The organism is Mycobacterium sp. E787 (assembly GCF_001668725.1).
Taxonomy (GTDB): domain Bacteria; phylum Actinomycetota; class Actinomycetes; order Mycobacteriales; family Mycobacteriaceae; genus Mycobacterium.
This window is the reverse complement of record NZ_LZKL01000046.1, coordinates 1-23,987: the sequence shown is the minus strand read 5'-3', so window position 1 is coordinate 23,987 and position 23,987 is coordinate 1. Positions and strand designations below refer to the sequence as shown.

Annotated in this window: 19 protein-coding genes; 14 read left to right on the top strand and 5 right to left on the bottom strand. The window is 67.7% G+C overall.

Features of this window, described 5'->3' with window-relative positions; translation table 11 throughout:
• Positions 1–77: 77 nt before the first annotated feature.
• On the top strand, positions 78–2,126 hold the full coding sequence (locus A5705_RS09360) for a prolyl oligopeptidase family protein (RefSeq protein WP_231982397.1): 2,049 nt from the start codon (positions 78–80) through the stop codon (positions 2,124–2,126).
• A 1-nt stretch (position 2,127) separates the two neighbouring features.
• On the opposite strand, the gene A5705_RS09355 is transcribed toward A5705_RS09360, so the two are convergent.
• On the bottom strand, positions 2,128–4,791 hold the full coding sequence (locus A5705_RS09355; RefSeq protein WP_068277024.1) for an adenylate/guanylate cyclase domain-containing protein: 2,664 nt from the start codon (positions 4,789–4,791) through the stop codon (positions 2,128–2,130).
• Positions 4,788–7,958, bottom strand: a complete 3,171-nt coding sequence (locus A5705_RS09350) for an adenylate/guanylate cyclase domain-containing protein (protein WP_068277022.1) — start codon at positions 7,956–7,958, stop codon at positions 4,788–4,790. Before A5705_RS09350 ends, A5705_RS09355 begins: the two co-directional genes overlap by 4 nt.
• Before the next feature lie 149 nt (positions 7,959–8,107).
• Here A5705_RS09350 and A5705_RS09345 point away from each other — a divergent pair, with 149 nt between their 5' ends.
• Positions 8,108–8,350 carry a hypothetical protein gene (locus A5705_RS09345; protein WP_067871698.1) on the top strand — a complete coding sequence of 81 codons (243 nt, stop codon included), beginning with the start codon at positions 8,108–8,110 and terminating at the stop codon, positions 8,348–8,350.
• Between the two features lie 4 nt (positions 8,351–8,354).
• Here the strand turns inward: A5705_RS09345 and A5705_RS09340 are convergent, their stop codons facing one another.
• On the bottom strand, positions 8,355–9,629 hold the full coding sequence (locus tag A5705_RS09340; RefSeq protein ID WP_068277046.1) for a hypothetical protein: 1,275 nt from the start codon (positions 9,627–9,629) through the stop codon (positions 8,355–8,357).
• A gap of 183 nt (positions 9,630–9,812) precedes the next feature.
• Between A5705_RS09340 and A5705_RS09335 the strand changes: the two genes are divergently transcribed.
• The 10 genes from A5705_RS09335 (at position 9,813) to A5705_RS09290 (ending at position 19,516) form a co-directional block, all read left to right on the top strand.
• Complete coding sequence (locus A5705_RS09335; protein WP_068277019.1) at positions 9,813–10,124, top strand: hypothetical protein; 312 nt, start codon at positions 9,813–9,815, stop codon at positions 10,122–10,124.
• Positions 10,125–10,131: 7 nt separating this feature from the next.
• Complete coding sequence (locus tag A5705_RS09330; protein WP_068277018.1) at positions 10,132–11,046, top strand: crotonase/enoyl-CoA hydratase family protein; 915 nt, start codon at positions 10,132–10,134, stop codon at positions 11,044–11,046.
• Between the two features lie 66 nt (positions 11,047–11,112).
• Positions 11,113–11,571: a DUF5078 domain-containing protein gene (locus tag A5705_RS09325; protein ID WP_068277017.1), complete on the top strand. Its 459-nt coding sequence runs from the start codon at positions 11,113–11,115 to the stop codon at positions 11,569–11,571.
• Positions 11,572–11,743: 172 nt separating this feature from the next.
• A complete protein-coding gene (locus A5705_RS09320) occupies positions 11,744–12,097 on the top strand; it encodes a hypothetical protein (RefSeq protein WP_231964175.1) in 354 nt (117 codons plus the stop codon).
• Positions 12,098–12,404: 307 nt separating this feature from the next.
• A complete protein-coding gene (locus A5705_RS09315; RefSeq protein ID WP_067871710.1) occupies positions 12,405–12,827 on the top strand; it encodes an MmpS family protein in 423 nt (140 codons plus the stop codon).
• Entirely contained in the window at positions 12,824–15,706 is a 2,883-nt protein-coding gene (locus tag A5705_RS09310; protein ID WP_068277015.1) for an RND family transporter, read from the top strand. Before A5705_RS09315 ends, A5705_RS09310 begins: the two co-directional genes overlap by 4 nt.
• Positions 15,707–15,732: 26 nt before the next feature.
• Positions 15,733–17,418: a cytochrome c biogenesis protein DipZ gene (locus tag A5705_RS09305; protein ID WP_068277012.1), complete on the top strand. Its 1,686-nt coding sequence runs from the start codon at positions 15,733–15,735 to the stop codon at positions 17,416–17,418.
• Between the two features lie 47 nt (positions 17,419–17,465).
• A complete protein-coding gene (locus A5705_RS09300) occupies positions 17,466–18,257 on the top strand; it encodes a DUF1295 domain-containing protein (protein ID WP_068277009.1) in 792 nt (263 codons plus the stop codon).
• Between the two features lie 21 nt (positions 18,258–18,278).
• Positions 18,279–18,824 (top strand): sigma-70 family RNA polymerase sigma factor, encoded by a 546-nt coding sequence (locus A5705_RS09295; protein WP_067871722.1) that lies wholly within the window; start codon positions 18,279–18,281, stop codon positions 18,822–18,824.
• Positions 18,821–19,516 (top strand): anti-sigma factor domain-containing protein, encoded by a 696-nt coding sequence (locus A5705_RS09290; RefSeq protein ID WP_068277006.1) that lies wholly within the window; start codon positions 18,821–18,823, stop codon positions 19,514–19,516. The genes A5705_RS09295 and A5705_RS09290 overlap by 4 nt, the downstream gene beginning before the upstream one ends.
• A 6-nt stretch (positions 19,517–19,522) precedes the next feature.
• Here A5705_RS09290 and A5705_RS09285 read toward each other — a convergent pair whose 3' ends face one another.
• Positions 19,523–20,377, bottom strand: a complete 855-nt coding sequence (locus A5705_RS09285; protein ID WP_067871728.1) for a hypothetical protein — start codon at positions 20,375–20,377, stop codon at positions 19,523–19,525.
• Positions 20,378–20,388: 11 nt separating this feature from the next.
• On the bottom strand, positions 20,389–20,904 hold the full coding sequence (locus tag A5705_RS09280) for a mycothiol transferase (RefSeq protein ID WP_067871731.1): 516 nt from the start codon (positions 20,902–20,904) through the stop codon (positions 20,389–20,391).
• Between the two features lie 54 nt (positions 20,905–20,958).
• Here A5705_RS09280 and A5705_RS09275 point away from each other — a divergent pair, with 54 nt between their 5' ends.
• Together A5705_RS09275 and A5705_RS09270 are read left to right on the top strand one after the other, a co-directional pair.
• Positions 20,959–22,689, top strand: coding sequence for an amidohydrolase family protein (locus tag A5705_RS09275; protein WP_068277003.1), 1,731 nt, complete (start codon positions 20,959–20,961; stop codon positions 22,687–22,689).
• Between the two features lie 38 nt (positions 22,690–22,727).
• Positions 22,728–23,987, top strand: a 1,260-nt coding sequence (locus A5705_RS09270; protein WP_156763076.1) for a PPE family protein, incomplete at its 3' end; no start/stop codon positions are given.

Sequence of the window (23,987 nt, the reverse complement as noted above, 5' to 3'; positions counted from 1 at the left end):
TACGGGTACCACATAGGTCTCGTGTGGGTGTGATCCTGGTGACAACTTCATAACGGCGCTCGAACACAATGGTGGGCGTGGACGACGACCCATACCTGTGGCTGGAGGACGTCACCGGCGAAGACGCACTCAAGTGGGTGCGGGCACGCAACGAACCGACCCTGGCGAAGTTCCGCGACGCGGAGTTCGAGCGGATGCGCACCGAGGCGCTCGAGGTGCTCGACACCGATGCCCGGATTCCGTACGTGGTCCGCCGCGGCGAATTCCTGTACAACTTCTGGCGCGACGCCGCCAACCCGCGGGGGCTGTGGCGGCGCACCACGCTGGACCGTTATCGCACCGACTCCCCGGAGTGGGACGTGCTGATCGACGTCGACGAGCTGGGGCGAGCCGACGACGAGAAATGGGTGTGGGCGGGCGCCGGCGTCATCGAGCCCGATCACACCCGGGCGCTGATCGGTCTGTCCCGTGGCGGCTCGGACGCGTCCGTTGTGCGCGAATTCGACATGACCACACGCCAATTCGTCGCCGATGGGTTCGGACTGCCGGAGGCCAAGTCGCAGATCGCGTGGGTCGACCCGGACAACGTGCTGGTGGGCACCGACTTCGGCGCCGACTCCCTCACCGAGTCCGGATACCCCCGGGTGATCAAGCGCTGGCGGCGCGGCACGCCATTGGCCGACGCGCAGACCGTCTTCGAGGGCTCCCGCGCCGACGTCCGCGTCTCGGCGTCGGTGGATCGCACGCCCGGCTTCGAGCGGACCTTCCTGGGGCGCGCGCTGGACTTCTGGAACGAAGAAGTCTACGAGTTGCGCGGCCCGGAACTGATCCGCATCGACGCGCCCACCGACGCGAGCCTGTCGATCCATCGCGACTGGATCCTCATCGAGCTGCGCACCGATTGGTACACCGGCAGCGCGACCTACGCCGCGGGATCACTGCTGGCCGCCGGTTACGACGAATTCCTGGACGGCACGGCCGAATTGACGGTCGTCTTCGAGCCCGACGAACACACCGCCCTGAATCACTACGCGTGGACGAAGGACCAGCTGCTGATCGTGACGCTCGCCGACGTGGCCAGCCGCGTCGAGATCGCCACGCCGGGCCAGTGGCGGCGCGAGCCGGTCGCGGGCATCCCCGAATCGACCAACACCGTCGTCGTCGCCGCCGACGACAAAGGTGACGAATTCTTCCTCGATTCCAGCGGATTCGTCAGCCCGTCACGGCTGATGCGCGGCGGCGCCGGCGCGCGGCTCGAGCCGATCAAGTCCGCCCCGGCGTTCTTCGACGCCGAAAAGCTATCGGTGGCACAGCAATTCGCCACATCCAAGGACGGCACGGCGATCCCGTACTTCGTGGTGCGGCGCAGCTCTGAAGACGGGGCCGACGGCCCCGGACCCACCCTGTTGAGCGGCTACGGCGGATTCGAAACCGCCAACACCCCCGCCTACAGCGGGGTGCTGGGCCGGCTGTGGCTGGCCCGCGGGGGCGCCTACGCGCTGGCCAACATCCGCGGCGGCGGCGAGTACGGGCCCGGCTGGCACACCCAGGCGATGCGCGAGCACCGGCACAAAGTGGCCGAGGACTTCGCCGCCGTGGCAACCGATCTGGTGGACCGCGGGATCACCACCGTCGGGCAGCTGGGCGCCCGCGGCGGCAGCAACGGCGGGCTGCTGATGGGCATCATGCTGACCCAGTACCCGGAGAAGTTCGGCGCCCTGGTCTGCGACGTGCCGCTGCTGGACATGAGGCGCTACCACCTGCTGCTGGCCGGGGCGTCATGGATGGCCGAGTACGGCGACCCGGACAACCCAGACGACTGGGCCTTCATCTCCGAATACTCGCCCTACCAGAACGTTTCGCCGACCCGGCGCTACCCGCCGGTGCTGATGACCACGTCCACCCGCGACGACCGCGTGCACCCGGGCCACGCCCGTAAGATGACGGCGGCCCTGGAAGCCGCAGACCAGCTGGTCTGGTACTACGAGAACATCGAGGGCGGCCACGCCGGCGCCGCCGACAACGAGCAGGTCGCGTTCAAGTCGGCCCTCAGCTACGCGTTCCTCTGGCGGACGTTGACCAGCAGCGACACATCTTCGACCAGCGGTCGCACGACTCGCAGCTGATCTATTTCGAGATCTCGTTCAATTCTATTTGGGCCTGGTCAATTTGGTCGTAGGCGTAGGCCATTATCTCGGCGGTGGTCATCGTCTCGCCCTTGCGGGCGAGCGATCCGTAGGTCGCCTCGCCGAGGACTTCGCGCAGGTGGGTGATCGCAGGGGTGATTTCTGGGACCGCTGATGCCGAGAGGGGACTGAGCGCGAACCCGGCGATGGTGGCTGCCGGTTCGTGGCGTCCGAGCCGGTCGAAAAGAACGGCGAGGTCGGCCAGTGGGCCGCGGAGCGTCGTGGTATTGCCCGAATTGTGGTAGTTGCGGATCGCCAGGGTGAGGTGATGGAATGCGGACACATTGTCGCCGTGTCGGCACTCGAGTCGTGCCAGAAATCCCGCAAGAATTGACGCATTGGCGCGGTTGCCGCTGTCTTGAGCGACCATCAGGCCGCGGCTGAAGGCGTGAATTGCTGCAACAGGATTCGCGTCACGGCAAGCCGAACCATAGGCACCAAGTGCCGACGCGAGCCAGTGGGGGTTGCCTGCTGCCTCCGCTTCCTCGATGAGGCCGTCCGCGCAGTCCATTGCCTCCCCGTTGGAACCGGCCAATGCAAGGGCGATAACAAGTATTGACCGGATGACGGCGTTGGCGTCGCGGCGGCGCGCGAGCCGGGCGCGGCACCATTCGGCCATCCGCTCGGGCCGCCCGACGGCTAGGTATACAGCTCCAAGCCAGCCGTCGATGCCGTACGGCAGCACCTCGTGGCTCCTGCCGAGAACGATCTGGCCGGCGTCGTAGTAACGGAGGGCCGCCTCGATCCGTCCGGTCGCGTAGCATTGCGACGCAATCACGTACAGGAATGCCAGCCGGGGGTGGCCGGCTGCGTGGGCGGCCTCGATCAGTTCTTCAGCCCAGGCCACCGGCTCATAGCTCTGGTGGCAAGTGCCAAGCCACCCCACGTAGGTGGCGATAGTGGCCGCGACATCAAGGTCGGCGTTGTCGGTGCCCCACCGAAACGCTGTGCGCAAGTTGGCCAGCTCGATCATGAACCACTCGTAGGCCTCACGCTGCCGCGGGCTATCCCACAGGGCCAGGATGTCGGCTTCGCGTCCGGCGAAGTACCGGGCGTGAGCGTTGCGAATCGCTGAGGCATCGCCGCGGGCGACGAGTTGGTCCTCGGCGAACTGGCGGATCGTCTCCAGCATCGAAAACCGGGTCCGCCCCGAAGACCGGTCAGCGACCAGCAGCGACTTGCGCACCAGGGCGTCCAGCAGATCCAGAGTGGCGAAGTCGTCATCGAAACCCGCTACGGCGCAGGCACTTTGCAAGTCGAATCCGTCGGCGAACACCGAAGACCGGTCGAGCAGCATCTTCTCCGGCTCGTCGAGCAGGTCGTAAGACCACGCCACCGCGTGGCGCAGAGTGGAGTGGCGTTCCAGTCCGCGCCGCGCGCCCACCAGCAACCGGAACCGCTGATCGAGGCGATCCCGCACCTCACCGGCGGTCATGGCCGCTATCCGGGAGGCCGCCAACTCGATGGCCAACGGAACGCCGTCGAGGCGGCGGCAGATCTCCACCACCGCGGCCGCCTCATCGGGCTTGTCGATCGAAAAGTGCGGGGCCACACTGCGGGCGCGTTCGACGAAAAGATCGACTGCGGCAGAGTCGATCCCCCCACCGACGTCCAGCGACGGCACCGGCCACAGTTGCTCGTCGGGGGCTCCTAGTCCTTCGCGACTCGTCGCGAGGACTCGGACAGTTGCCGATTGCGCGAGAATCGCCTCTATCAGATCCGCGGCTGCCACCAGCACGTGTTCACAGTTGTCGAACACCAGCAGCCGCACCCTGCCCTCCAGGGCGGCGGCCACGCTCTCGGCCACGCTGCGGCCAAACTGTTGGGTGATCCCCAGCACCGCGGCGACCGCGTCGGGGACCGCTGCCGGATCGGTCACCGCGGCCAGCTCGAAAAGCCACACTCCGTCGGGGAATTCATCACTCAGCCGCCGCGCCACTTCCAGCGCCAGCCGAGTCTTGCCGACCCCGCCCACACCGGTCAACGTGACCAATCGATGAGCCTTGACCGCGACTTGCACTTCGCCGGCCTCGGACTCACGCCCGATGAAACTCGTCGGGGCAGCCCGCAGGTTGCCCGGACTCACATCTAGTGCCCGCAACGGCGGAAACTCCGTGCGCAGAACCGCCGCTCGGACCTGGAACACCTGAACCGAACTTGGGATATCCCGCAACCGCCGCGGCCCCAGATCGATGAGATCAATCCCGTTGAGCAGACCCGCCGTCGAGTCGGCCAACAGGATCTGCCCGCCATGCCCGGCGGCCATCACCCGTGCGGCTCGATTGAGCACCGTGCCGAAGTAGTCCCCGTCTCGCAGCTCGGCCTCGCCGGTCGCCAACCCCATCCGCACCGGCAACTGCAACTCCCGTTGCGCCTCGATCGCGGCGTTCACGGCCGACATCGGCGACGCGAAGGCCGCTACGAAACCATCGCCCGTGTGGCTGAACAAAAACCCGTCATACGCCTCGATCGCCGTGCGCAACACCTTGTCGTGCACGACGAGCGCCGCCCGCATCGCTGGCGCGTCGGCCTCCCACCGGCGAGTCGAACCCTCGACATCTGTGAACAAAAACGTCACCACCCCCGAAGGGGCAGCCGCCGTCATGGCATCGCCTCGGCCCAGGCGATATGCCCTTCAAAGCCAAGCGATTTCGCCATGTCGCGGTAGCGATCCCGGAACCGCGCGTAAACCTCGGTATCGCCGTGAGCCCGCGCCAGGAGAGCCCGCAGCCGCAACAGCCAAATGTCACGTATCACCAGACCCTCATCGGCCGGCGCGGTCGCCAACCGCTCGACCGCGGCCTCCGCCTCGGTCACATCGCCCTCGGCCCCGCGGTCCAACAGTGTCTGCACCAGAACACCCGTCGCCGGAATGCCCCACAGCAGCAGCTGTGCGTAACGGAACAGATGGTCGGTGGCGGCACGCATGCGCGGTATGGCGTCATCGCGATCTCCACGCCGAGCCCTCTCCCGCGCCACGTACACATTGACGAGTGGCAACTCGCCTAGATTGTGTCCCCGGCGTACGAACACGTCGCTGATCTCGGCCAGGAGCTTCTGTCCGCGATCACGCTCCGCAACCGTGTGGCGGTGCACCAACGCAAGACCCAGCGTCATCCGGGCGAAGGTCAACCCATCGTCATCGCCCGACCGTTCGGCAATCCGCAGAGTAGCCTCAATCTCCCGCATCGCCGGATCGTCGGGCTCGTTAACGCCATTCGTAATTCCGCCGTAGATATAAGTGACGACCAAGGTGTAGGACATAGGGTCAGCATCACGGGCCATGGCCAGGCCCTGCTGCTGGTCGTCACGCCATCCGGAACGACCCAGGCAATATCGAGCAATAGCCCGCATCCCAAAGGCGAGCGCTAATGGGCACCCGACAAGGAAGTTGCCCATAGATGGGTCACCGTCAGCCAGATCGATGACCCTTTGTGACCACTGCAGCATGTCACACGACTCGGCGCACTCAAGCTTGGCGTAGATGGCCGCTGTGGACAGCCCCACCGCCAAAGTTGGATCGTTGATCGACTCGATGAGGGCCATGGCTTCGGATGCCAGCTGCGACGCCTCGCGCAGCCTGTCCTGATACACGTGATCCACCACCAGCCCCGCCATGGCGATAGCCAGTGACGCCTTGTCACCGGCGGCGGTACACAATTCCCGCAGTTCGTCGAAGCGAGCACCGGCAACCTGGTCATGGACTCGCCAGGCGGTCCCGCACAGCATGGTGCGCGGGGCGATGCACAGGGCTGCCCGGCTTGGGTCAGCGGCGGGCAACGCGTCTGCGATCTTCTGGGCGCGTTGCCAACTCAGCCGCGCCGCGTTGATGTCGCGGTTGGTCGCCCAGGTTGCGGCGCGCATGTGCCAGCCGTAGGCAACGTGTAAATCACCGGCGGCCTCCAGATGCTCGGCGATCAGCGCAGCGTTCTCATCTCCCGCTGCAGGATCGTGGGATTCAATCGCAGCGGCCAGCCGCCGGTGCAGCTCGGCGCGATCGGACTTCAGTTGTGATTCGTAGGCCACCGTCCGAATCAGCGGATGGTGAAACACAAACTCCGGTTGTCGGGTGAAAGTGACCTGATCGATGAACTGTGCCCTCATCAGGTCATCAATCACGGGATCAATGCCCAGCGTTTCCAACAGGTCCCGGCTGAACTTCGAGCCGATGACCGCCGCCGCGCACAAGGTGCGCTTAGCCCCAGGGTTTAGGCGGTCGATGCGAGCGGCGATGGTCGCCTGCAAGGTGGCAGGCACCGTGGCCGCACTGACGTCTGCGGTCGACACGTATGTGCCGGTCTGTCCCTGCAGCACGCCGCGCTCGGCCAGTTCGCGCACGATCTCCTCGGCGAAAAACGGGTTACCGGCGGCCCGCTCGGCTATCTTGCGGCCCAGCTCAGCAGTGGCGGAATCAGGGCCTAGCAGCTCGCAGACCAGTGCCGCGGTCTCCGAATCACTCAGCGGCGCAAGGGCGATGGTTTGAGCACCGTGCACCCGCGTGAGTGCGCCCTGATATTCGGGGCGATAGGTGGCCAGCACCAGCGACGGCGTCTGCGGGATCACGATGAGGAAGTCGGCGATCATCGACTCGCTGACTTCGTCGATCCAATGAACGTCCTCAACGACGTAGACCACCGGCGTTTTCCGAGCCAGGGAAGCGGCATTGAGCAGCGCGGTCAACCGTCGCCGGCGGGCATCGGGATCGATGGCCGGCAACGCAGCGTTCGGGTCGGCGATACCCAGTAGGTCATCGAGTAGCAGCAAGTCCTCGGGATCTGCGTCGGCAACGCGGTCGCGCACTTGATCGCGAGCGGTCTGCCCGTCAAGAGCCTCGACGCCCGCAACGGCACGCAGCAGCCGTGCGACGGCATGGAAGGGGACCTGGCTGGTGTGCGATTCGCAGAAGGTGGTGAACACCTCCACGCCACGACCACCCGCCATCGCCGCTACCTCGCGCACCAAACGGCTCTTACCGATGCCGGGTGAGCCGACCACGCCGACCACAACCCCGTGGCCGTCGATGGCACGCACCAGCAGGCCCTCGACGGCAGACATCTCCCATCGCCGACCGACCAGATTCGACTCAGCACGTCCGACAGCGTCATGCCCCTCCGGCACGCCCAGCAGCCGCTGTGCGCAGAGTGGCTGATCGGTGCCCTTGATGCGGACACGCTCAACTTCACCGAGAGTCGCAGCACCATCAAGCAGTCTCGCTGTCGACCCGCTGACCATCACCCCGCCCGGCGGTGCCACCGATTCCATCCGCTGCGCCATACCAACCTGCTCACCGACGGCGGTGTAACCCAGTGCACCCGAACCGATTTCACCGGCGATTACCTCACCGGAGTTCAGTCCCACCCGCAACTGCAGATCCACACCGTCGCGCTCTTGGACGTCGACGGCCAGCCGCTTGGCCTCCTCCTGAACGCCTAAGGCCGCCAGACACGCACGAACGGCGTGGTCCTCCAACGCCACCGGTGCGCCGAACACGGCCATGATGCCGTCGCCGGTGAACTTGTCCACCCTGCCGCCATACCGCTGCACTACCGCCGAAGCACAGTCGACCAGGTCGGCCATGATCTCACGCAGCCGCTCGGCCCCGACCGCCGCGCCGATGTCCATCGAATGCACTACGTCGGCGAACAGCACCGTGACCTGCTTGTACTCCGCCGGGATACCGGCGTCTTCCAAAGGGGAGCCACACCCGTGGCAAAACCGGGCATTTTCCAGAGGCTGGGCGCCACACGTCCGGCACGCTGCTATGGCCGTCACCCGACTCTCCGCCAATCCCGGGCCCCCGCGTCCTCTAAAGATAGCCCGTTGAACCACTTCCACCAGGGCCCGTCGTCGCGGACGCTCGGCGCGGCCAGCGGTTAAGCTCGAAGGCGATGTAGCGGATGCGGTCGAGGAGGGCGTTGATCATGAGAGCACCGAGGTTCGCCGCGGTGGCGGCATTGACGGCGATCGCTCCGATCGCGATTCTCCTCGGAAGTGGCCCCGCGCACGCCGACACAGACCTCGGCAAACCATGCTCGCCGGAAGGCGCGAAGGTGTGGGGCAACCCCGGCCCGATCTACTGCGCGCGCCAGGCGGACGGGCAAACGCAGTGGGTTTCCATTCCCGTCGACGCCATGTGCGTGGCGTTCTGCGTGAATCACCCGTAGCGGCTCAGGGCCGGCCGGCGGTCGATTCGGGGCTGCGCTTGCGGCGATTGATCATCGACGCGACCAGGCCCACCGCTATCGCCAGCCCCCCATAGCTCAGCGCCGAGGGCCACCAGGCCGGTCCCGCGGGTGGGGTGGGCTCCTTGAGCGTGGCCAGCGCCACCAGGTAGCTGCCGTTGTCGGTCGGCCCGGCCGCCGGAAGCGACTGGGTCCTGGTGACGGTGATCTGAGCGGGGCTGGTCGGATCGTTCACGCGCCCCCAGGCCAGCGTGGAGTCGTCGAGCAGGAAGGTGTCCTGGCTGGCCGCGGGCTGGCTGCCGTCGTGGCCCACCACCTGCACCTGCCCGATCACCACGGTCTGGTTGTCGGCGGCGACGTTGGCGGAGACGTCGTGGTACACCTCCGGCGGCGTCGGCGGACTGTAGTTCGAGGGCGGCGGGCCGTCCGATCCCGGCGGCGGTATCGACGCCCCGCCGGAAAAGCTGCCCGACGCCACGTGGCTGTAGCCGACCGCGGTGAAGGGGAACAAGCCGGCGGCGGCGACGTCGAGCACGATCCGGCCACCCGCCGGCACGAACACCTCCCGGTATGCGCCGTCGTAGAGGTAACGGAAGGTCATCGCCTCGCTGAGCGGGTTGTACAGGGCCGGGCGGTGGTTGTCGTCGTAGTCGACGTACTCCCAATGCCGGGGGCGCACCAGTTCCTGGTTGTCGGCCTTGACCACGTCGACGTTGTCGCTTTGGGCGTCGACCACGTTCTGCACCCGGTGGGCGAAGTCGTACAACTGGCTCGGCGGCTCCAGCGGGCTGGCCGGGTTGATCCGCGTCGCCGGTGCGGCCCTGGCGTCCGCGACCGCCTGCGGGGACGCATCCAGACCCTTCGGCGGCGCCACCAACGCAGCGTTTCTCGGCACGCCGCCCGCCCCCGGGTTGAGCTTCGGGGTCTGCGCCGGCACCGCGGTCGGGGGCGACGGACTCGGCGGAACGACCTCGGGCGTGTGCACCGGCGAGGGCACCAGCGGAGCCGGCTCCGGCAGGGGCTCCGAAGACCACACCGGCGCCCGGCTCGGCGGCTGGACCGGGTGGGGCGGGGCGGCGCTGTAGCACACGTTCGACGTGCCATAGGACTGCACGTAAACCAGACAGTTCTGGCAGGACACCGGGTTTGACCCGTCACCGGCACACGGCGCCGCCCGTGCCACACCGGATGTCGCGGCCGGCACCCAGAACGGGGCGAGCGCTATCACGACCGCCGCCGCCGTCGCGAAAACCTTGCCCATCGGGCCCTGACGGATCAGCGCCGGCAACCGGTGACGCTCGAACGCCGCCCCGCCCACTGGCAGACCTTTCCCACACCCCCCACCTGGTGGGAAATGCTACCCGCCGGCACGAAGACCGCGTTTTGTCAGGGTTGGCTGCACGGCGACGGCTGCCGCGGGTGAACCGGCCCTAGGATCGTCGACGTGTCGGCGATCGAACGCATCGAGCTCACCCTGCTGGCGACCGGGCTGATCTTCGTCCTGGCCGGGGCGGCCCAGGCGCGCTACCGCTTCATCAAGGACCGCCGCGCCGGACGACGGTTTTACTGGGCCACGTCGATCATCGGCATCGTCAGTTTCGCCGTCGGGGTGGGCAAGGTCTGGCCCAACGCCGTCGTGGTGGCGGCGATCTTCTCCGCGGTGGTCGTCTTCTCGGCCTACCTGACGACGCCCTACCTGAAGATCGGCGGGCGAATCTATGCGTCGTCGCCGGAAAACCGCCAGCCCGATCCCTGAGGAAGCCATGACGACTCCCGCCTTCGCGACCCTGCTGTACACGACGGACGGCCCGGTCGCCACGATCACGCTGAACCGGCCCGAGCACCTCAACACCATCGTGCCGCCCATGCCCGACGAGATCGAGGCGGCGATCGGGCTCGCCGAGCGGGACCAGGGCATCAAGGTGATCGTGCTGCGCGGCGCGGGTCGCGCCTTCTCGGGCGGGTACGACTTCGGCGGCGGCTTCCAGCAGTGGGGCGAGGCCATGATGACCGACGGCAGGTGGGATCCGGGGAAGGACTTCGCGATGGTCAGCGCCCGCGAGACCGGGCCCACGCAGAAGTTCATGGCGATCTGGCGGGCCTCGAAACCGGTGATCGCCCAGGTGCACGGCTGGTGCGTCGGCGGGGCCAGCGACTACGCGCTGTGCGCCGACCTCGTGATCGCCAGCGAAGACGCCGTGATCGGCACCCCGTACAGCCGGATGTGGGGCGCCTACCTGACCGGCATGTGGCTGTATCGCCTTAGCCTGGCCAAGGCGAAGTGGCACTCGCTGACCGGCCGGCCGCTTACCGGCGTGCAGGCCGCGGAGGTCGAGCTGATCAACGAGGCGGTGCCGTTCGAGCGGCTCGAGGCGCGGGTCGCCGAGATCGCCGCGGAGCTGGCGCAGATCCCACTGTCGCAGTTGCGGGCGCAGAAGCTGATCGTCAACCAGGCCTACGAGAACATGGGCCTGGCCTCGACGCAGACGCTGGGCGGCATCCTCGACGGCCTGATGCGCAACACCCCCGACGCGCTGGACTTCATCGAAACCGCTCAGACGCGCGGCGTGCGCGCGGCGGTCGAGCGCCGCGACGGCCCTTTCGGCGATTACAGCCAGGCCCCGCCGGAGCTGCGGCCGGATCCCACGCACGTCATCATCCCTGATCGGGACGGATAGTGAGATGGGCTACGAACATGGGCGGGGCCGCTGTATCCGGGGCCCGAAAGTGCTACGGTAACAACTATGTCTCGGCTGAGTTCCGCCCTGCGCGCGGGCGTTGTTTTTGTTGCTCTTCTTGTCGCTCTCGGCATCGCGGCTGCGACCTTCCCGAAGACCGCAGCGGCCGACTCCACGGAAGACTTTCCGGTTCCCCGCCGGCAGATCGCGACCACCTGCGACGCCGAGCAGTACCTGGCCGCCGTCCGGGATACCAGCCCGGTCTACTACCAGCGGTACATGATCGACTTCAACAACCACGCCAACCTGCAACAGGCGGTTATCGACAAGGCGCATTGGTTTTACTCGCTGTCACCGGCGGACCGCAGGAATTATTCCGAAAACTTCTACAATGGCGATCCGCTGACATTCGCCTGGGTCAATCACATGAAGATCTTCTTCAACAACAAGGGCGTCGTCGCCAAGGCCACCGATGTGTGCAACCAGTACCCGCCCGGCGACATGTCGGTGTGGAACTGGTCGTAGATCGACCCTGGTCTTTATCGACCATCGAGCTTAGACTCTGCGACTGTCGGGAATCGCTTTTTCCCCGAAGTTTGGGGACAAATCAATAGTTCTCGACTGGTATTCCGCTCACGCGGGGACGCCAGTCCGTGCGACCAGAGTCAACCAGGACTTACATCATGCTCATGCCGGGATGCTGCGCCCCAGCGAGGACGCGATGAGCGTCGTCGACCCCCAGTCTGACGCGCTGGCGGCGCTCGACTGGCTCGAGATCACCTGCCAATCCGAGACCGGGTGCACCAACAGGGCGACACACATCGTCTACCGGCACGCCGTGGACCAATGCAACCGCCCGAACCTCGACCCGTCCGGGAACATCGTCGAGATCCTGTGCATCGGTTGCGTCCGCCGGCTCAAGGCCCAGGTCCTGCAGCAGGTGGACAGGATCAACCGCTGCCCGGGCGGCTACTGCCTGACGTGCGGGGCTCCGGTGCACAAGCTCAGCGACGTCATGCGCAAGATGGTGCAGCTGCGCACGTACGCCTGACGATCGTCAGCAGTGCGGGGACCTCGCCCGCAACCGATCCGTGTCGGCCGGTGGGCCGTTGCTGCCCGGCGCCGGCTCCCGGGGCCACATCAACGGCCCTTTTCGTCGTTACGCACGTGATATGCGTTACACTCCAGCCGCGAGGGGAAGGATCAACGGTCCCGTCCGGGCGACGACGGGCCATGATTTACTTAGGTAAGCCTTGGCTGCGCTGGTACCGCGGAACCGTGTGCCGGGCGGACGGGCGCAGCGCGGCGATCCGCCCACAGAAATGCCCGACCGCTGAAAGGGATCCCAGATTTTCAAGGTGCTGTCCCGGACGTGGATCCCACTGGTCATCCTGGCGGTAGTGGTGATCGGTGGATTCATCGTCTATCGGGTCCACGGCTACTTCGGCTCGGAAAAGCGCGAATCGTATGCCGACAGCAACCTGCAGAACCCCAAGCCGTTCAACCCCAAACGGATCGTCTACGAGGTCTTCGGGCCGCCGGGGACCACCGCGGACATCAGCTACTTCGACGTCAACGGCGACCCCACCCGCGTCGACGGCGCGCCGCTGCCGTGGTCGCTGCGCATCACCACCGACAAGGCCGCCGTGATGGGAAACCTCATGGCGCGCGCCAGCGGCGATAGCGTCGGCTGTCGCATCACGGTCGACGACGTGGTCAAGGCCGAGCGGATCTCCAACGAGGTCCGCGCCTACACCTTCTGCGTGGTGAAGTCCGCATGACGACACAACGGTTCTTCGACTCCGACGTCCCCGACGCCCATGCCGAAAGGCCGTTGCTCGCAAGGACAATCCACCGCCTTTCGGTGCCGATCATCCTGTTCTGGGTCGGCATGGCGGTCGTGTTCAGCGTGCTCGTCCCGTCGCTGGAGGTGGTGGGGCAGGAACGGTCGGTGTCGCTGAGCCCCACGGACGCGCCGTCGTTCCAGGCCATGAAGCACATCGGGCACGCCTTCAACGAAGGCGAGACCGACAGCTCGGCGATGATCGTGCTGGAGGGCGACCAGCCCCTGGGCGACGACGCGCACCGGTACTACGACTCGATCATTCGCAAGTTGCGCGACGACAAGGCGCACGTGCTGAGCGTCCAGGACTTCTGGGGCGACCCCCTCACGGCCGCCGGCGCGCAGAGCAACGACGGTAAGGCCGCGACCGTCCAGGTGAATCTCGCCGGTAACCAGGGCGAGCCGCTGGCCAACGAATCCGTCGACGCCGTGCGCAAAATCGTGAACAGCGTGCCGCCGCCGCCGGGGGTCAAGGCCTACGTCACCGGGGTGGCGGCGCTCACCGCGGACCTGCACCACAGCGGCGACAAGTCCACGGCGAGGATCACGTTGACGACGGTCGCGGTGATCCTGATCATGCTGCTGTTCGTCTACCGGTCGATCGTCACCGTGGTCCTCCTGCTGGTCACCGTGGGCTTCGAGTTGACCGCGGCGCGGGGAGCCGTGGCACTCATCGGCCACACCGGACTGATCGGGCTGTCCACCTTCGCGGTGTCCCTGCTGACCTCGCTGGCGATCGCGGCGGGCACGGACTACGGCATCTTCATCATCGGCCGCTACCAGGAGGCCCGGCAGGCCGGCGAGGACAGGGAGGCCGCCTTCTACACGATGTACCGGGGGACGGCGCACGTCATCCTGGGCTCCGGTCTGACGATCGCCGGGGCGACGTTCTGCCTCAGCTTTGCGCGGATGCCCTACTTCCAGACGCTCGGAATCCCTTGTGCCGTGGGCATGCTCGTCGCCGTGGCGGTCGCGCTGACGCTGGGCCCGGCGGTGCTCACCGTCGGCAGCCGGTTCGGCGTGTTCGACCCCAAGCGCAAGATCGGGGTCCGCGGCTGGCGGCGGATCGGCACCGCCGTGGTGCGCTGGCCGCTGCCGATCCTGGCCGTCACGTGCGCGGTCGCCCTGGTCGGCCTGCTGACCCTGCCGGGCTACAAGGCCAACTACAACGACCGGGAGTACCTGCCCGGCTCCATCCCCGCCAACGAGGGCCTGATGGCCGCGGACCGCCACTTCTCACAGGCCCGGATGAAGCCGGAGATCCTGATGATCGAGTCGAACCACGACATGCGCAATCCGGCCGACTTTCTGGTGCTGGACAGGCTGGCCAAGGGCATCTTCCGGGTCCCGGGCATCTCGCGCGTGCAGGCGATCACCCGGCCCGACGGAACGACCATGGACCACACGTCGATTCCGTTCCAGATGAGCATGCAGAGCGCCGGCCAGATGCAGAGCATGAAATACCAGCGCGACCAGATGAACAACATGCTCAAGCAGGCCGACGAGATGACCAAGACCATCGCCAACATGCGGCGGATGTACGAGCTGATGACGCAGCTCGTGGCCACCACGCACCGCATGGTCGGCGACACCGTCGAGATGCAGCAGATCACCAACGAGCTGCGGGACCGCATCGCGGACTTCGACGACTTCTGGCGGCCGATCCGCAGCTACTTCTATTGGGAGAGGCACTGTTTCGACATCCCGATTTGCTGGTCGATCCGCCAGATTTTCGACGCGCTGGACGGGGTCGATCAGATCACCGACAAGCTCAACACGCTGGTCGGTGACATCAAGGACCTGGATCGGCTGATGCCGCAGATGGTCGCGCAGTTCCCGCCGATGATCGAGACCATGGAGAACATGCGGGCCATGATGCTGGACATGCACAGCACCATGTCCGGGATCTTCGCCCAGATGGACGAGATGAGTGACAACGCCACGGCGATGGGCCACGCCTTCGACGCGTCCAAGAACGACGACTCGTTCTACCTGCCGCCGGAGGTGTTCAAGAACAAGGACTTCCGGCGCGCGATGAACAGCTTCCTGTCCCCGGACGGGCACGCGGCGCGCTTCATCATCCTGCATCGCGGCGACCCCGCGTCGGCCGAGGGCATCGCGAGCATCGACAAGATCCGCACCGCCGCCGAAGAGTCGCTCAAGGGAACGCCCTTGGAGGACGCGAAGATCTATCTGGCCGGGACGGGCGCGGTCTTCAAGGACATCTCCGACGGCGCAAAGTGGGACCTGGTGATCGCCGGAATCTCCTCGCTGTGCCTCATTTTCATCATCATGCTGATCCTCACCCGCGCCCTGGTCGCCGCCGCGGTCATCGTGGGGACGGTGGCCATTTCGCTGGGCGCTTCGTTCGGGCTGTCGGTGCTGTTCTGGCAGCACATCCTCGGCATCGAATTGCACTGGCTGGTACTGGCGATGTCGGTCATCGTGCTGTTGGCGGTGGGATCCGACTACAACCTGCTGTTGGTCTCGCGGTTCAAGCAGGAGATTCACGCCGGCCTGAACACCGGCATCATCCGGTCGATGGGCGGCACCGGCAAGGTCGTGACCAACGCCGGGCTGGTGTTCGCGTTCACCATGGCGTCGATGGCCGTCAGCGACGTGCGGATCATCGGCCAGGTGGGCACCACCATCGGGCTGGGCCTGCTGTTCGACACGCTGATCGTGCGCGCGTTCATGACCCCGTCCATCGCCGCCCTGCTGGGGCGCTGGTTCTGGTGGCCGATCCGGGTGCGTTCCCGCCCGCCCCGCTTCTCGCCGCAGCCGGCCGCGCCCCGTTCGCTCGCCTACACCGACTAACCGCCGGCCGGCTCCGAATAGCTGTCATGGGAACAATCGCGCTCATCGGCTTCCTCGGCGGTCTGGTCACCGGCATCTCGCCGTGCATCCTGCCGGTCCTTCCGGTGGTCTTCTTCTCCGGCGTGAGCAGCGACGGGGCCGGCACCCGCGCGGGCCGCCCGTATCTGGTGATCGCGGGCCTGGTCCTCAGCTTCAGTACGGTCACGCTGGCCGGTTCGGCCCTGCTCTCGGCGCTGCACCTGCCGCAGGACGCGATCCGGTGGGCGGCCCTGGTGACGTTGACCCTGATCGGGCTCGGGTTGATCTTCCCGCCCCTGCAGCATCTGATCGAGCGGCCCTTTGCCCGCCTCCCGCAACGCGAATTAGGCTCGAACAGAACGGGTTTCGCGCTCGGTCTGACACTCGGAGCGCTGTATGTGCCGTGCGCGGGGCCGGTGCTGGCCGCCATCGTCGTCGCCGGCGGGACCGCCCGCATCGGCCCACCGATCCTGGTTTTGACCGCGGCGTTCGCGATCGGCGCCGCGCTGCCGCTGCTGGTTTTCGCGCTGGCCGGGCGGCGCGTCGCCGAGCGCGTCGGGGCATTTCGCCGCCGGCAGCGCGGGATTCGGGTCGCCGGCGGGATCGCGATGATCCTGCTGGCGGTGGCCCTGGTCTTCAACCTGCCCGCCGCGCTGCAGCGCGCCGTGCCCGACTACAGCGCTGCCCTGCAAAAGGGCTTCGGCGCCAACGGGATTCGGCAGAAGCTGGCAGCCGGCACCGCGCCCGCGGGTCAGCTGGCCGACTGCACTGACGGCGCTGCCGCCTTGCAGCAGTGCGGACCGGCGCCCGCCATCACCGGGATCACCCAGTGGCTCAACACTCCCGGCGGAGCCCCGATCGACCTCGCGTCGCTGCGCGGCAAGGTGGTCCTGATCGACTTCTGGGCGTACTCCTGCATCAACTGTCAGCGGGCGATCCCGCACGTGGTCGACTGGTACAACCGGTATCGCGACAGCGGTTTCGTGGTCATCGGGGTGCACACGCCGGAGTACGCGTTCGAGCGGGTCCCCGGCAACGTGGCCGGCGGCGCCGCCGCGCTGCACATCGGCTACCCCGTCGCGCTGGACAACGACTACGCGACGTGGAACAGCTATCAGAACCTGTATTGGCCCGCCGAATACCTCATCGATGCCCGGGGGGCGGTGCGCCACACCAAGTTCGGCGAGGGCGACTACGACGGCACCGAACGGCTGATTCGCGAACTGCTCACCGATGCGTCGGGCGCCACGCTGCCGGGCGCGACCAACACGGTCGACACCACCCCGCACACCAGGCTCACACCGGAGACCTACCTGGGCGCGGGCAGGGCCGTCAACTATGGCGGCGACGGCCCGTACCGGGCCGGCACCGCCACGTTCGCCTACCCGGCGACGCTGCCCGACGACCGGTTCGCCCTGCACGGCCGGTGGACGCTGGACGACCAGGGCGCCACCGCCGACAGCGACGACGCCGCCATCCGGCTCAACTACACCGGCAAGGACGTCTACGTCGTCGTCGGCGGCACCGGCACCATCACCGCGACCAGGGGCGGCCGGACGACCACCACAACCATCGGCGGCCCACCCACCCTGCATCAGATAGCCGGCAACGACGCCGGGGACGTCGCGCGCCGCGACCAGCTCGACATGCGGGTCGGCAAGGGCCTGCAGGTGTTTTCGTTCACATTCGGCTGAGCAGTCCGGGTCGCCGGCGGCTTCGAATAACTTCATGGAGGTCGACGATGAATCTGACGAACCTGCTCCAGGTCTCCGCCGCCTCGGCGGTGGTGCTCGCCGTCGTGCACACGGTCACGTTCGCGGTCGCCCGGCGGATCGGGCGCTACAACGTCGTCGACGTGGCCTGGGGCCTCGGCTTCGTGGCCATCGCCGGCGTCGCAGCCGCGCTGGGCCGCGGGGACGCGACCCGGCGCTGGCTGCTGCTCGCACTCGTGGCGATCTGGGGGCTGCGGCTGGCTTGGCACATCCAACGCAAGACGGCGGGCAAGGGCGAGGACCCCAGGTACGCCGCCCTGCTGCGCGGTGCGACGGTCGCCCAGGTCGTGCGGAAAGTCTTTGTGCTGCAGGCCTTCATCGGCTGGTTCGTGTCGTTCCCGCTGCAACTGTCGGCGGTGACCGGTCCCACGCCGGAACCACTGACCGCCGTCGCGGTGGTGGGCGTGGCCGTGTGGCTGGTGGGCTTCGCGTTCGAGGCAGTCGGCGACGGGCAGCTGCGCGCCTTCAAATCCGATCCGGCCAACCGCGGCGTGGTGCTGGACGGTGGCCTGTGGGCCTGGACCCGCCACCCGAATTACTTCGGCGACGCCGCGGTGTGGTGGGGATTGTGGCTGATCACCCTCAACGGATGGTGGGCGCTGGCCACGGTCGGCTCGCCGTTGCTCATGACGTATTTCCTGATGCACGTCAGCGGGGCGCGGCTGACCGAGAAGCTGATGGCCGGCCGTCCCGGCTTCGACGAATACCGGGAAAGGACAGCGTTTTTCTTCCCCCGCCCGCCTCGATCGGGGCTGCGATGAGGGGCGATAGGCTACCGGGCGATGAGCACCGAGCTCGACGCACTGCTGCACCAGGTCGCGCGCGGCGACAACGCCGCCTTCGCGACCCTCTACGACCTGACCAAAGCACGGGTGTACGGACTGGTGACACGGGTGGTGCGTGATCCGGGTTATGGCGAAGAAACCACCCAGGAGATCTACCTCGAGGTGTGGCGCACGGCGTCGCAGTTCGACCCGGCCAGAGGGTCGGCCCTGGCCTGGCTGCTGACCATGGCGCACCGGCGGGCCGTCGACCGGGTGCGCGCCGAACAGGCGGGCAGCAGGCGGGAATCGCGCTACGGTGCGGCCAGCGCCGAAACCGCGAGTGATGTCGTGGCCGACTCGGCGCTCGCCGGCGACGAGCGCCGCCGGGTGGCCCAATGCCTGGAGGCGCTGAGCGATGCCCAGCGCCAGTGCATCGAGCTGGCCTACTACCAGGGGCTGACCTACAGCGAGGTCTCGCAGCGGTTGGCCGCCAACCTGTCGACGATCAAGTCGCGCATCCGCGACGGGCTGCGCGGCCTGCGTAACTGCCTGGACGTGCCATGACCGAACCAACCGATTTCGAACTGCTCGAGCTCGCCGCGCCCTATGCCCTGCATGCCGTCTCGGACGAGGAACGCGCCGAGATCGACCGGCGGATCGCCGCCGCGCCGGCGCCGGTGGCGACGGCCTTCCACGACGAGGTCCGCGCCGTGCGCGAGACGATGGCGGTCCTGTCGGCCGCGACGGCGACCGAACCCCCGGCGCATCTGCGGGCGGCCACGCTGTCCGCTGCAACCCCGGCCAGCGCCCGCCAGATCGGTTGGCGCAGAATCGTTTTGGCCGCGGCGGCGGCGGTCGTGGTGGGCGCCGCGGCGTTCGGCGTCGGGGTGGTGACGCGTTCGCCGGCGAAGCCGTCGATGGCCGAGCAGGTGCTGGCCGCCCCGGACGTGCAGACGGTCTCGCGCCCGCTGGCCAACGGGACCGCGACGGTGATGTTCTCCCGCGACCGCAACGCGGCCGTGCTGGTGATGAACAACGTGCCACCGCCGTCGCCGGGCACCGTCTATCAGATGTGGCTGATCGGTGCCAACGGCCCGACCTCGGCGGGGACCATGGGCACCGCGGCGGTGTTGCCATCGACGAAAGACACGCTCACCAACATCGGAGCCTCGAAGGCGCTCGCGTTCACCGTCGAACCGGGCAACGGGTCGCCGCAGCCGACCGGCCCGATGCTCGCCGAGCTGCCTCTCAGCTGAGGGATGCTAGGCCTTCTTCCCGAGGCCGCCCGCGATCGCGACGAGCACACCCAGCCCGACCAGCACCACGCCGGCGACCAGCGTCAGGTCGAGCCAGTGCCGCAGGCCGGCCTCGGCGTGGGCCACCATCACCTCGGCGATCTGGCGGATGTCCCCGGTGGTGCGGTTCAGCGCGTCGTCGATGTGGCGGCGACCCGCCTCGATGCCCGCCCAGCCGGCCGCCCCGACGAGCAGTGCCGAGACCCCCAGCGCGCTCAGGGCCTTGCCGCGGCGGCGCGCGGCGGCCAGCGTCAGCAGCGCGAACAAACCGCCGAGGGCCGCCGCGCCGATGCTCACACCGGGGCCCCAGGTCGCCAGCCGGCTCAGCCTGCCCTGCCGCAGCGACGCGGGCATCGACACCGTCAGCGGAACCGTGAGGTTGGCGGGAACCGTGACGTCGTGGCCGCTCAACACCTGCCGGAACGCGCTGTCGTCGAGCATCGGGGCCACGTCGATCACCCATTGGTTGCCGGTCCGGCCCGGGGGCGGGTCGGTGAACAACCAGGCATGGGCCGCCCGGTTCGCCTGGGCGAACAGCGGCGGGAACCCGGGCCCGGCCGTGAAGGCACTCGCGACGTCGTGCACCCGCGCGCCGTCCACGGGGTAGCGGCCCCCGCCCCGTTCCGCGATGAGCGCCATCGCCCGGGTGGCCAGTTCGGAGGCCATGGCCGACTGCAGGGCGGGGTCGCCCGCGGCTTCTCGCGCCAGCCTGGCGTAGCCGGCCTCGTCGATGACGTTGAGCTGTAGCCACGCCGCGGGGATCGCCGCGGCCAGGGCAACGGTCGTCGCCAGCCACAACAGCGCCGTCACCGCCGATCGCACGCCTTGAGACCCTACGGGGCGATCCCCCGCACATAAGCGGCCTGGCCGAGGTGCTGGGCGCAGTCGTCGATGATGCTCACCAGCCGCGCGCCGGCCGTCACCGGCGGGTCCCAGTTGGTGTCGACGACGCGGGCCAGCTCGTCGGCGGTCACGCTGGCGATGTATTCGAGGGTCAGCTTGTGCACGGCGTGGTAGTAGCCCCTCAGCAGCTCGGCGGGCGCCTTCACCTTGGCCACCTCGTCGGGGCCGTGCCCGTAGCCGGTGTCGTTGCGCGGCAGGTCCAGCCCGAACCGGTCCACCCAGCCGTCGCGAATCCACACCTGCTCGACGCCGGCCACGTGCGCCAGCTGGATGTCCTGTACGCGCGCGCTGTGCCAGATCAGCCAGGCGATGCTGTTGGCGTTCGGGGTCGGGCGGTAGTCCGACACCTCGTCGGTCAGCCCGTCGGCGAGCTCGTCGACGTGTTCGATCAACCGGGTGAAGGCGTCGCGAAGCAGTTCCTGGGTGGCGGCGTCAGCGTTGGCCATACCAGCGACACTAGAGCCTGGCACGACCCACCGGCACGGTCGTAGATTATTTAGATGACCTACGACCTCGTCATCCGCAACGGCACCATCGTCGACGGGCTGGGGGGTGAGCCGTACGTCGGCGACGTCGCGGTGAGGGACGGCGTGATCGAGGCTGTCGGATCCGTGAACGGGGACGGGGCCCGCCGCGAGATCGACGCCACCGGGCTACTGGTCACGCCCGGCTTCGTCGACCTGCACACCCACTACGACGGCCAGTCCATCTGGTCGGAGCGGCTGACCCCGTCGTCGGCGAACGGGGTGACCACGGTGGTGATGGGCAACTGCGGGGTCGGCTTCGCCCCCTGCCGCCAGGAAGACCACGACGTGCTCGTCGACGTGATGGCCGGCGTCGAGGACATCCCGGGCGTCGTGATGACCGACGGGCTGCCGTGGAACTGGGAAACCTTCCCCGAATACATGGACGCGCTGGACGCGGGCAAACGCGACATCGACGTGGCCGCCTACCTTCCGCACTCGCCGCTGCGGGTGTACGTGATGGGCCGGCGCGGCGCCGACCGGGAGCCGGCCACCGCCGAGGACCTCGCCCGGATGCGGGCGCTGGCCAAGGAGGCGATCGAGGTCGGCGCGCTGGGCTTCGCGTCGTCGCGGTTGACGATCCACAAGACCGAAAGCGGTTCGCCGATACCGAGTTACGACGCCGCACGGGAGGAGATCGAGGAGATCGCCAAGGGCGTCGTCGACGCCGGCGGCGGGCTGCTGCAGTTCGTGCCGGACATTCCCGCCGGCGGCTACCAGCCCGTGTTGCAGACGGTGTTCGACGTGGCCGAGGACCTGCACCTGCCGGTCACCTTCACCCTCGTCGTCGCAAACTCCGGCGACCCGACGTGGGAGGACGCCATCACGATGATCGAGAAGGCGAACGCGGCGGGAGGCGACATCACCGCGCAGCTGCTGCCGCGGCCGATCGGTCTGATCATCGGGCTGCAGCTGAGCGCCAACCCCTTCGTGCTGTACCCCAGCTACCGCGAGATCGCCCACCTCCCGCTGGCCGAGCGGGTGGCCGAGATGCGCAAGCCCGAGGTCCGCGCCCGCATCCTGGCCGACAAGCCCGGCGTCGGCCACCCGATTCTGTACGTGGCCCAGATGTGGGACTGGATCTACCCGCTGGGCGACGAGCCGGACTACGAGCCCGACCCGTCGACCAGCATCGGCGCCCGCGCCCGGGCCCGGGGGGTGGATCCGATGGAGGAGGCCTACGACCGGCTGCTCGACGACGACGGCCGCGCCATGCTGCTGGTGGCGACCAGCAACCTGCAGAACAACTCGCTGGACACCGTCGGGAAGTTGCTGCACCGCGACGACGTGGTGCTCGGCCTGGGCGACGGCGGCGCCCACTACGGGATGATCTGCGACGCCAGCTACACGACGTACTTCCTGGCGCACTGGGCGCGCGACCGCAAGTCCGGGAGGTTCACCGTGGCCGAGGCCGTGCGCGAGCTCACCTCCGTGCCTGCGCGGGTGGCCGGGCTGGGCGACCGCGGCCGGATCGCCGTCGGCTACAAGGCCGACCTCAACGTCATCGACCACGCCGCGCTGCGGCTGCACAAGCCGGTGATCCACCACGACCTGCCCGCCGGCGGGCGGCGCCTGGACCAGACCGCCGAAGGATACGTGACAACCATCGTTTCCGGAGAAATAATTGCTGAAAATGGCGTTCCGACCGACGCCCGGCCGGGCAAGTTGGTCCGCGGCCGAAAGCCCACGCCCGTACCTGGCCGATAACGCCACGAAGGGCGGCCCTTCCCGGTTAAGTTGGGTCAGTGACGAGCCCGCATTTTGCGTGGTTGCCGCCTGAAATCAACTCGGCACTAATTTTCGCCGGGCCGGGTGCGGCACCGCTGCTTGCTGCGGCCGAAGCCTGGGATGGGTTGGCCGAGGACCTTGCGTCGTCGGCGTCGTCCTTCTTTTCGGTGACCTCGGATCTGGCCAACGGCTCGTGGCAGGGCGCGTCGGCCGCGGCGATGATGACCGTCGCGACCCAGTATGTGAGCTGGCTCAGCGCCGCCGCCGCACAGGCCGAGGCGGCATCGAGCCAGGCCGCGGCCATCGCGGCCGCCTTCGAGTCCGCGGTGGCCGCCACCGTCCAGCCCGCGGTGGTGGCGGCGAACCGCGCCCTGGTGAAGGCGCTGGCGGCCACCAACTGGTTCGGGTTCAACGTCCCGGCGATCATGGACACCGAGGCCGCCTACGAGGCGATGTGGGCCGCCGACGTGGCCGCGATGTTCGGGTATCACGCCGACGCGTCCATGGCGGCCGCACAATTGGCGCCCTGGCAGCAGGTCCTGCAAAAGCTGGGTTTCAACTTCAACAACGGGAAAATCGGATTCGGTCCACTTAGCCTTTCGCTGGGCAATTCAAACCTGGGATTTGGAAACAGCGGCAACTTAAATGTCGGATCCGGAAATTCCGGGAACAACAACTTCGGCCTGGGTAACTTCGGTAATAACAACTTCGGCTTCGGCAACAGCGGCAGCAACGACTTCGGGATCGGGCTGACCGGCAACAATCAGATCGGCTTCGGCGGCTTCAACTCCGGCACCGGCAACATCGGCTTCTTCAACTCCGGCAGCAATAACATCGGCTTCTTCAACTCCGGCACCGGTAACTTCGGCATCGGGAACGCGGGCACGTCCAACACCGGCCTGTTGAACTCGGGGTCGGTCAACGCGGGCTTTTTCAACAGCGGCAACGCGAACACGGGCTTTTTCATGGACAACGGGTTGGCCCCGCACAGCGCCCAGGACGCCGGCCTCCTCAACTCCGGCAACTACATGACGGGCGGCGTCGGGGCGGCCAACCTCAGCTCGAGCCTGCTCAACTCGGCCGTGAGCACAGGCGGACTGAACGCGAGCCTGGCGAACGCGGCGATGCTCAGCCCGGCCGGCGCCGTCGCCGCTCCGACGGACGCGAGCGCACTTGCCGGCAGCGTCCAATCGAGCGCCGCGAACGCCGTCGCCGGCCGCGCGGCCGGCTGGTGCGTGATCAGGGTCAGCGCCGAGATGCTGTCTCGGCCGGTCGTG

Excerpts from the sequence above, each read along its gene's own strand:
- A5705_RS09355 (WP_068277024.1), bottom strand. The coding sequence starts at position 4,791 with ATGACGGCGGCTGCCCCTTCGGGGGTGGTGACGTTTTTGTTCACAGAT.
- A5705_RS09345 (WP_067871698.1), top strand. The coding sequence starts at position 8,108 with ATGAGAGCACCGAGGTTCGCCGCGGTGGCGGCATTGACGGCGATCGCT.
- A5705_RS09340 (WP_068277046.1), bottom strand. The coding sequence starts at position 9,629 with ATGGGCAAGGTTTTCGCGACGGCGGCGGCGGTCGTGATAGCGCTCGCC.
- A5705_RS09330 (WP_068277018.1), top strand. The coding sequence starts at position 10,132 with ATGACGACTCCCGCCTTCGCGACCCTGCTGTACACGACGGACGGCCCG.
- A5705_RS09325 (WP_068277017.1), top strand. The coding sequence starts at position 11,113 with ATGTCTCGGCTGAGTTCCGCCCTGCGCGCGGGCGTTGTTTTTGTTGCT.
- A5705_RS09320 (WP_231964175.1), top strand. The coding sequence starts at position 11,744 with ATGCTGCGCCCCAGCGAGGACGCGATGAGCGTCGTCGACCCCCAGTCT.
- A5705_RS09310 (WP_068277015.1), top strand. The coding sequence starts at position 12,824 with ATGACGACACAACGGTTCTTCGACTCCGACGTCCCCGACGCCCATGCC.
- A5705_RS09305 (WP_068277012.1), top strand. The coding sequence starts at position 15,733 with ATGGGAACAATCGCGCTCATCGGCTTCCTCGGCGGTCTGGTCACCGGC.
- A5705_RS09300 (WP_068277009.1), top strand. The coding sequence starts at position 17,466 with ATGAATCTGACGAACCTGCTCCAGGTCTCCGCCGCCTCGGCGGTGGTG.
- A5705_RS09295 (WP_067871722.1), top strand. The coding sequence starts at position 18,279 with ATGAGCACCGAGCTCGACGCACTGCTGCACCAGGTCGCGCGCGGCGAC.
- A5705_RS09290 (WP_068277006.1), top strand. The coding sequence starts at position 18,821 with ATGACCGAACCAACCGATTTCGAACTGCTCGAGCTCGCCGCGCCCTAT.
- A5705_RS09280 (WP_067871731.1), bottom strand. The coding sequence starts at position 20,904 with ATGGCCAACGCTGACGCCGCCACCCAGGAACTGCTTCGCGACGCCTTC.
- A5705_RS09275 (WP_068277003.1), top strand. The coding sequence starts at position 20,959 with ATGACCTACGACCTCGTCATCCGCAACGGCACCATCGTCGACGGGCTG.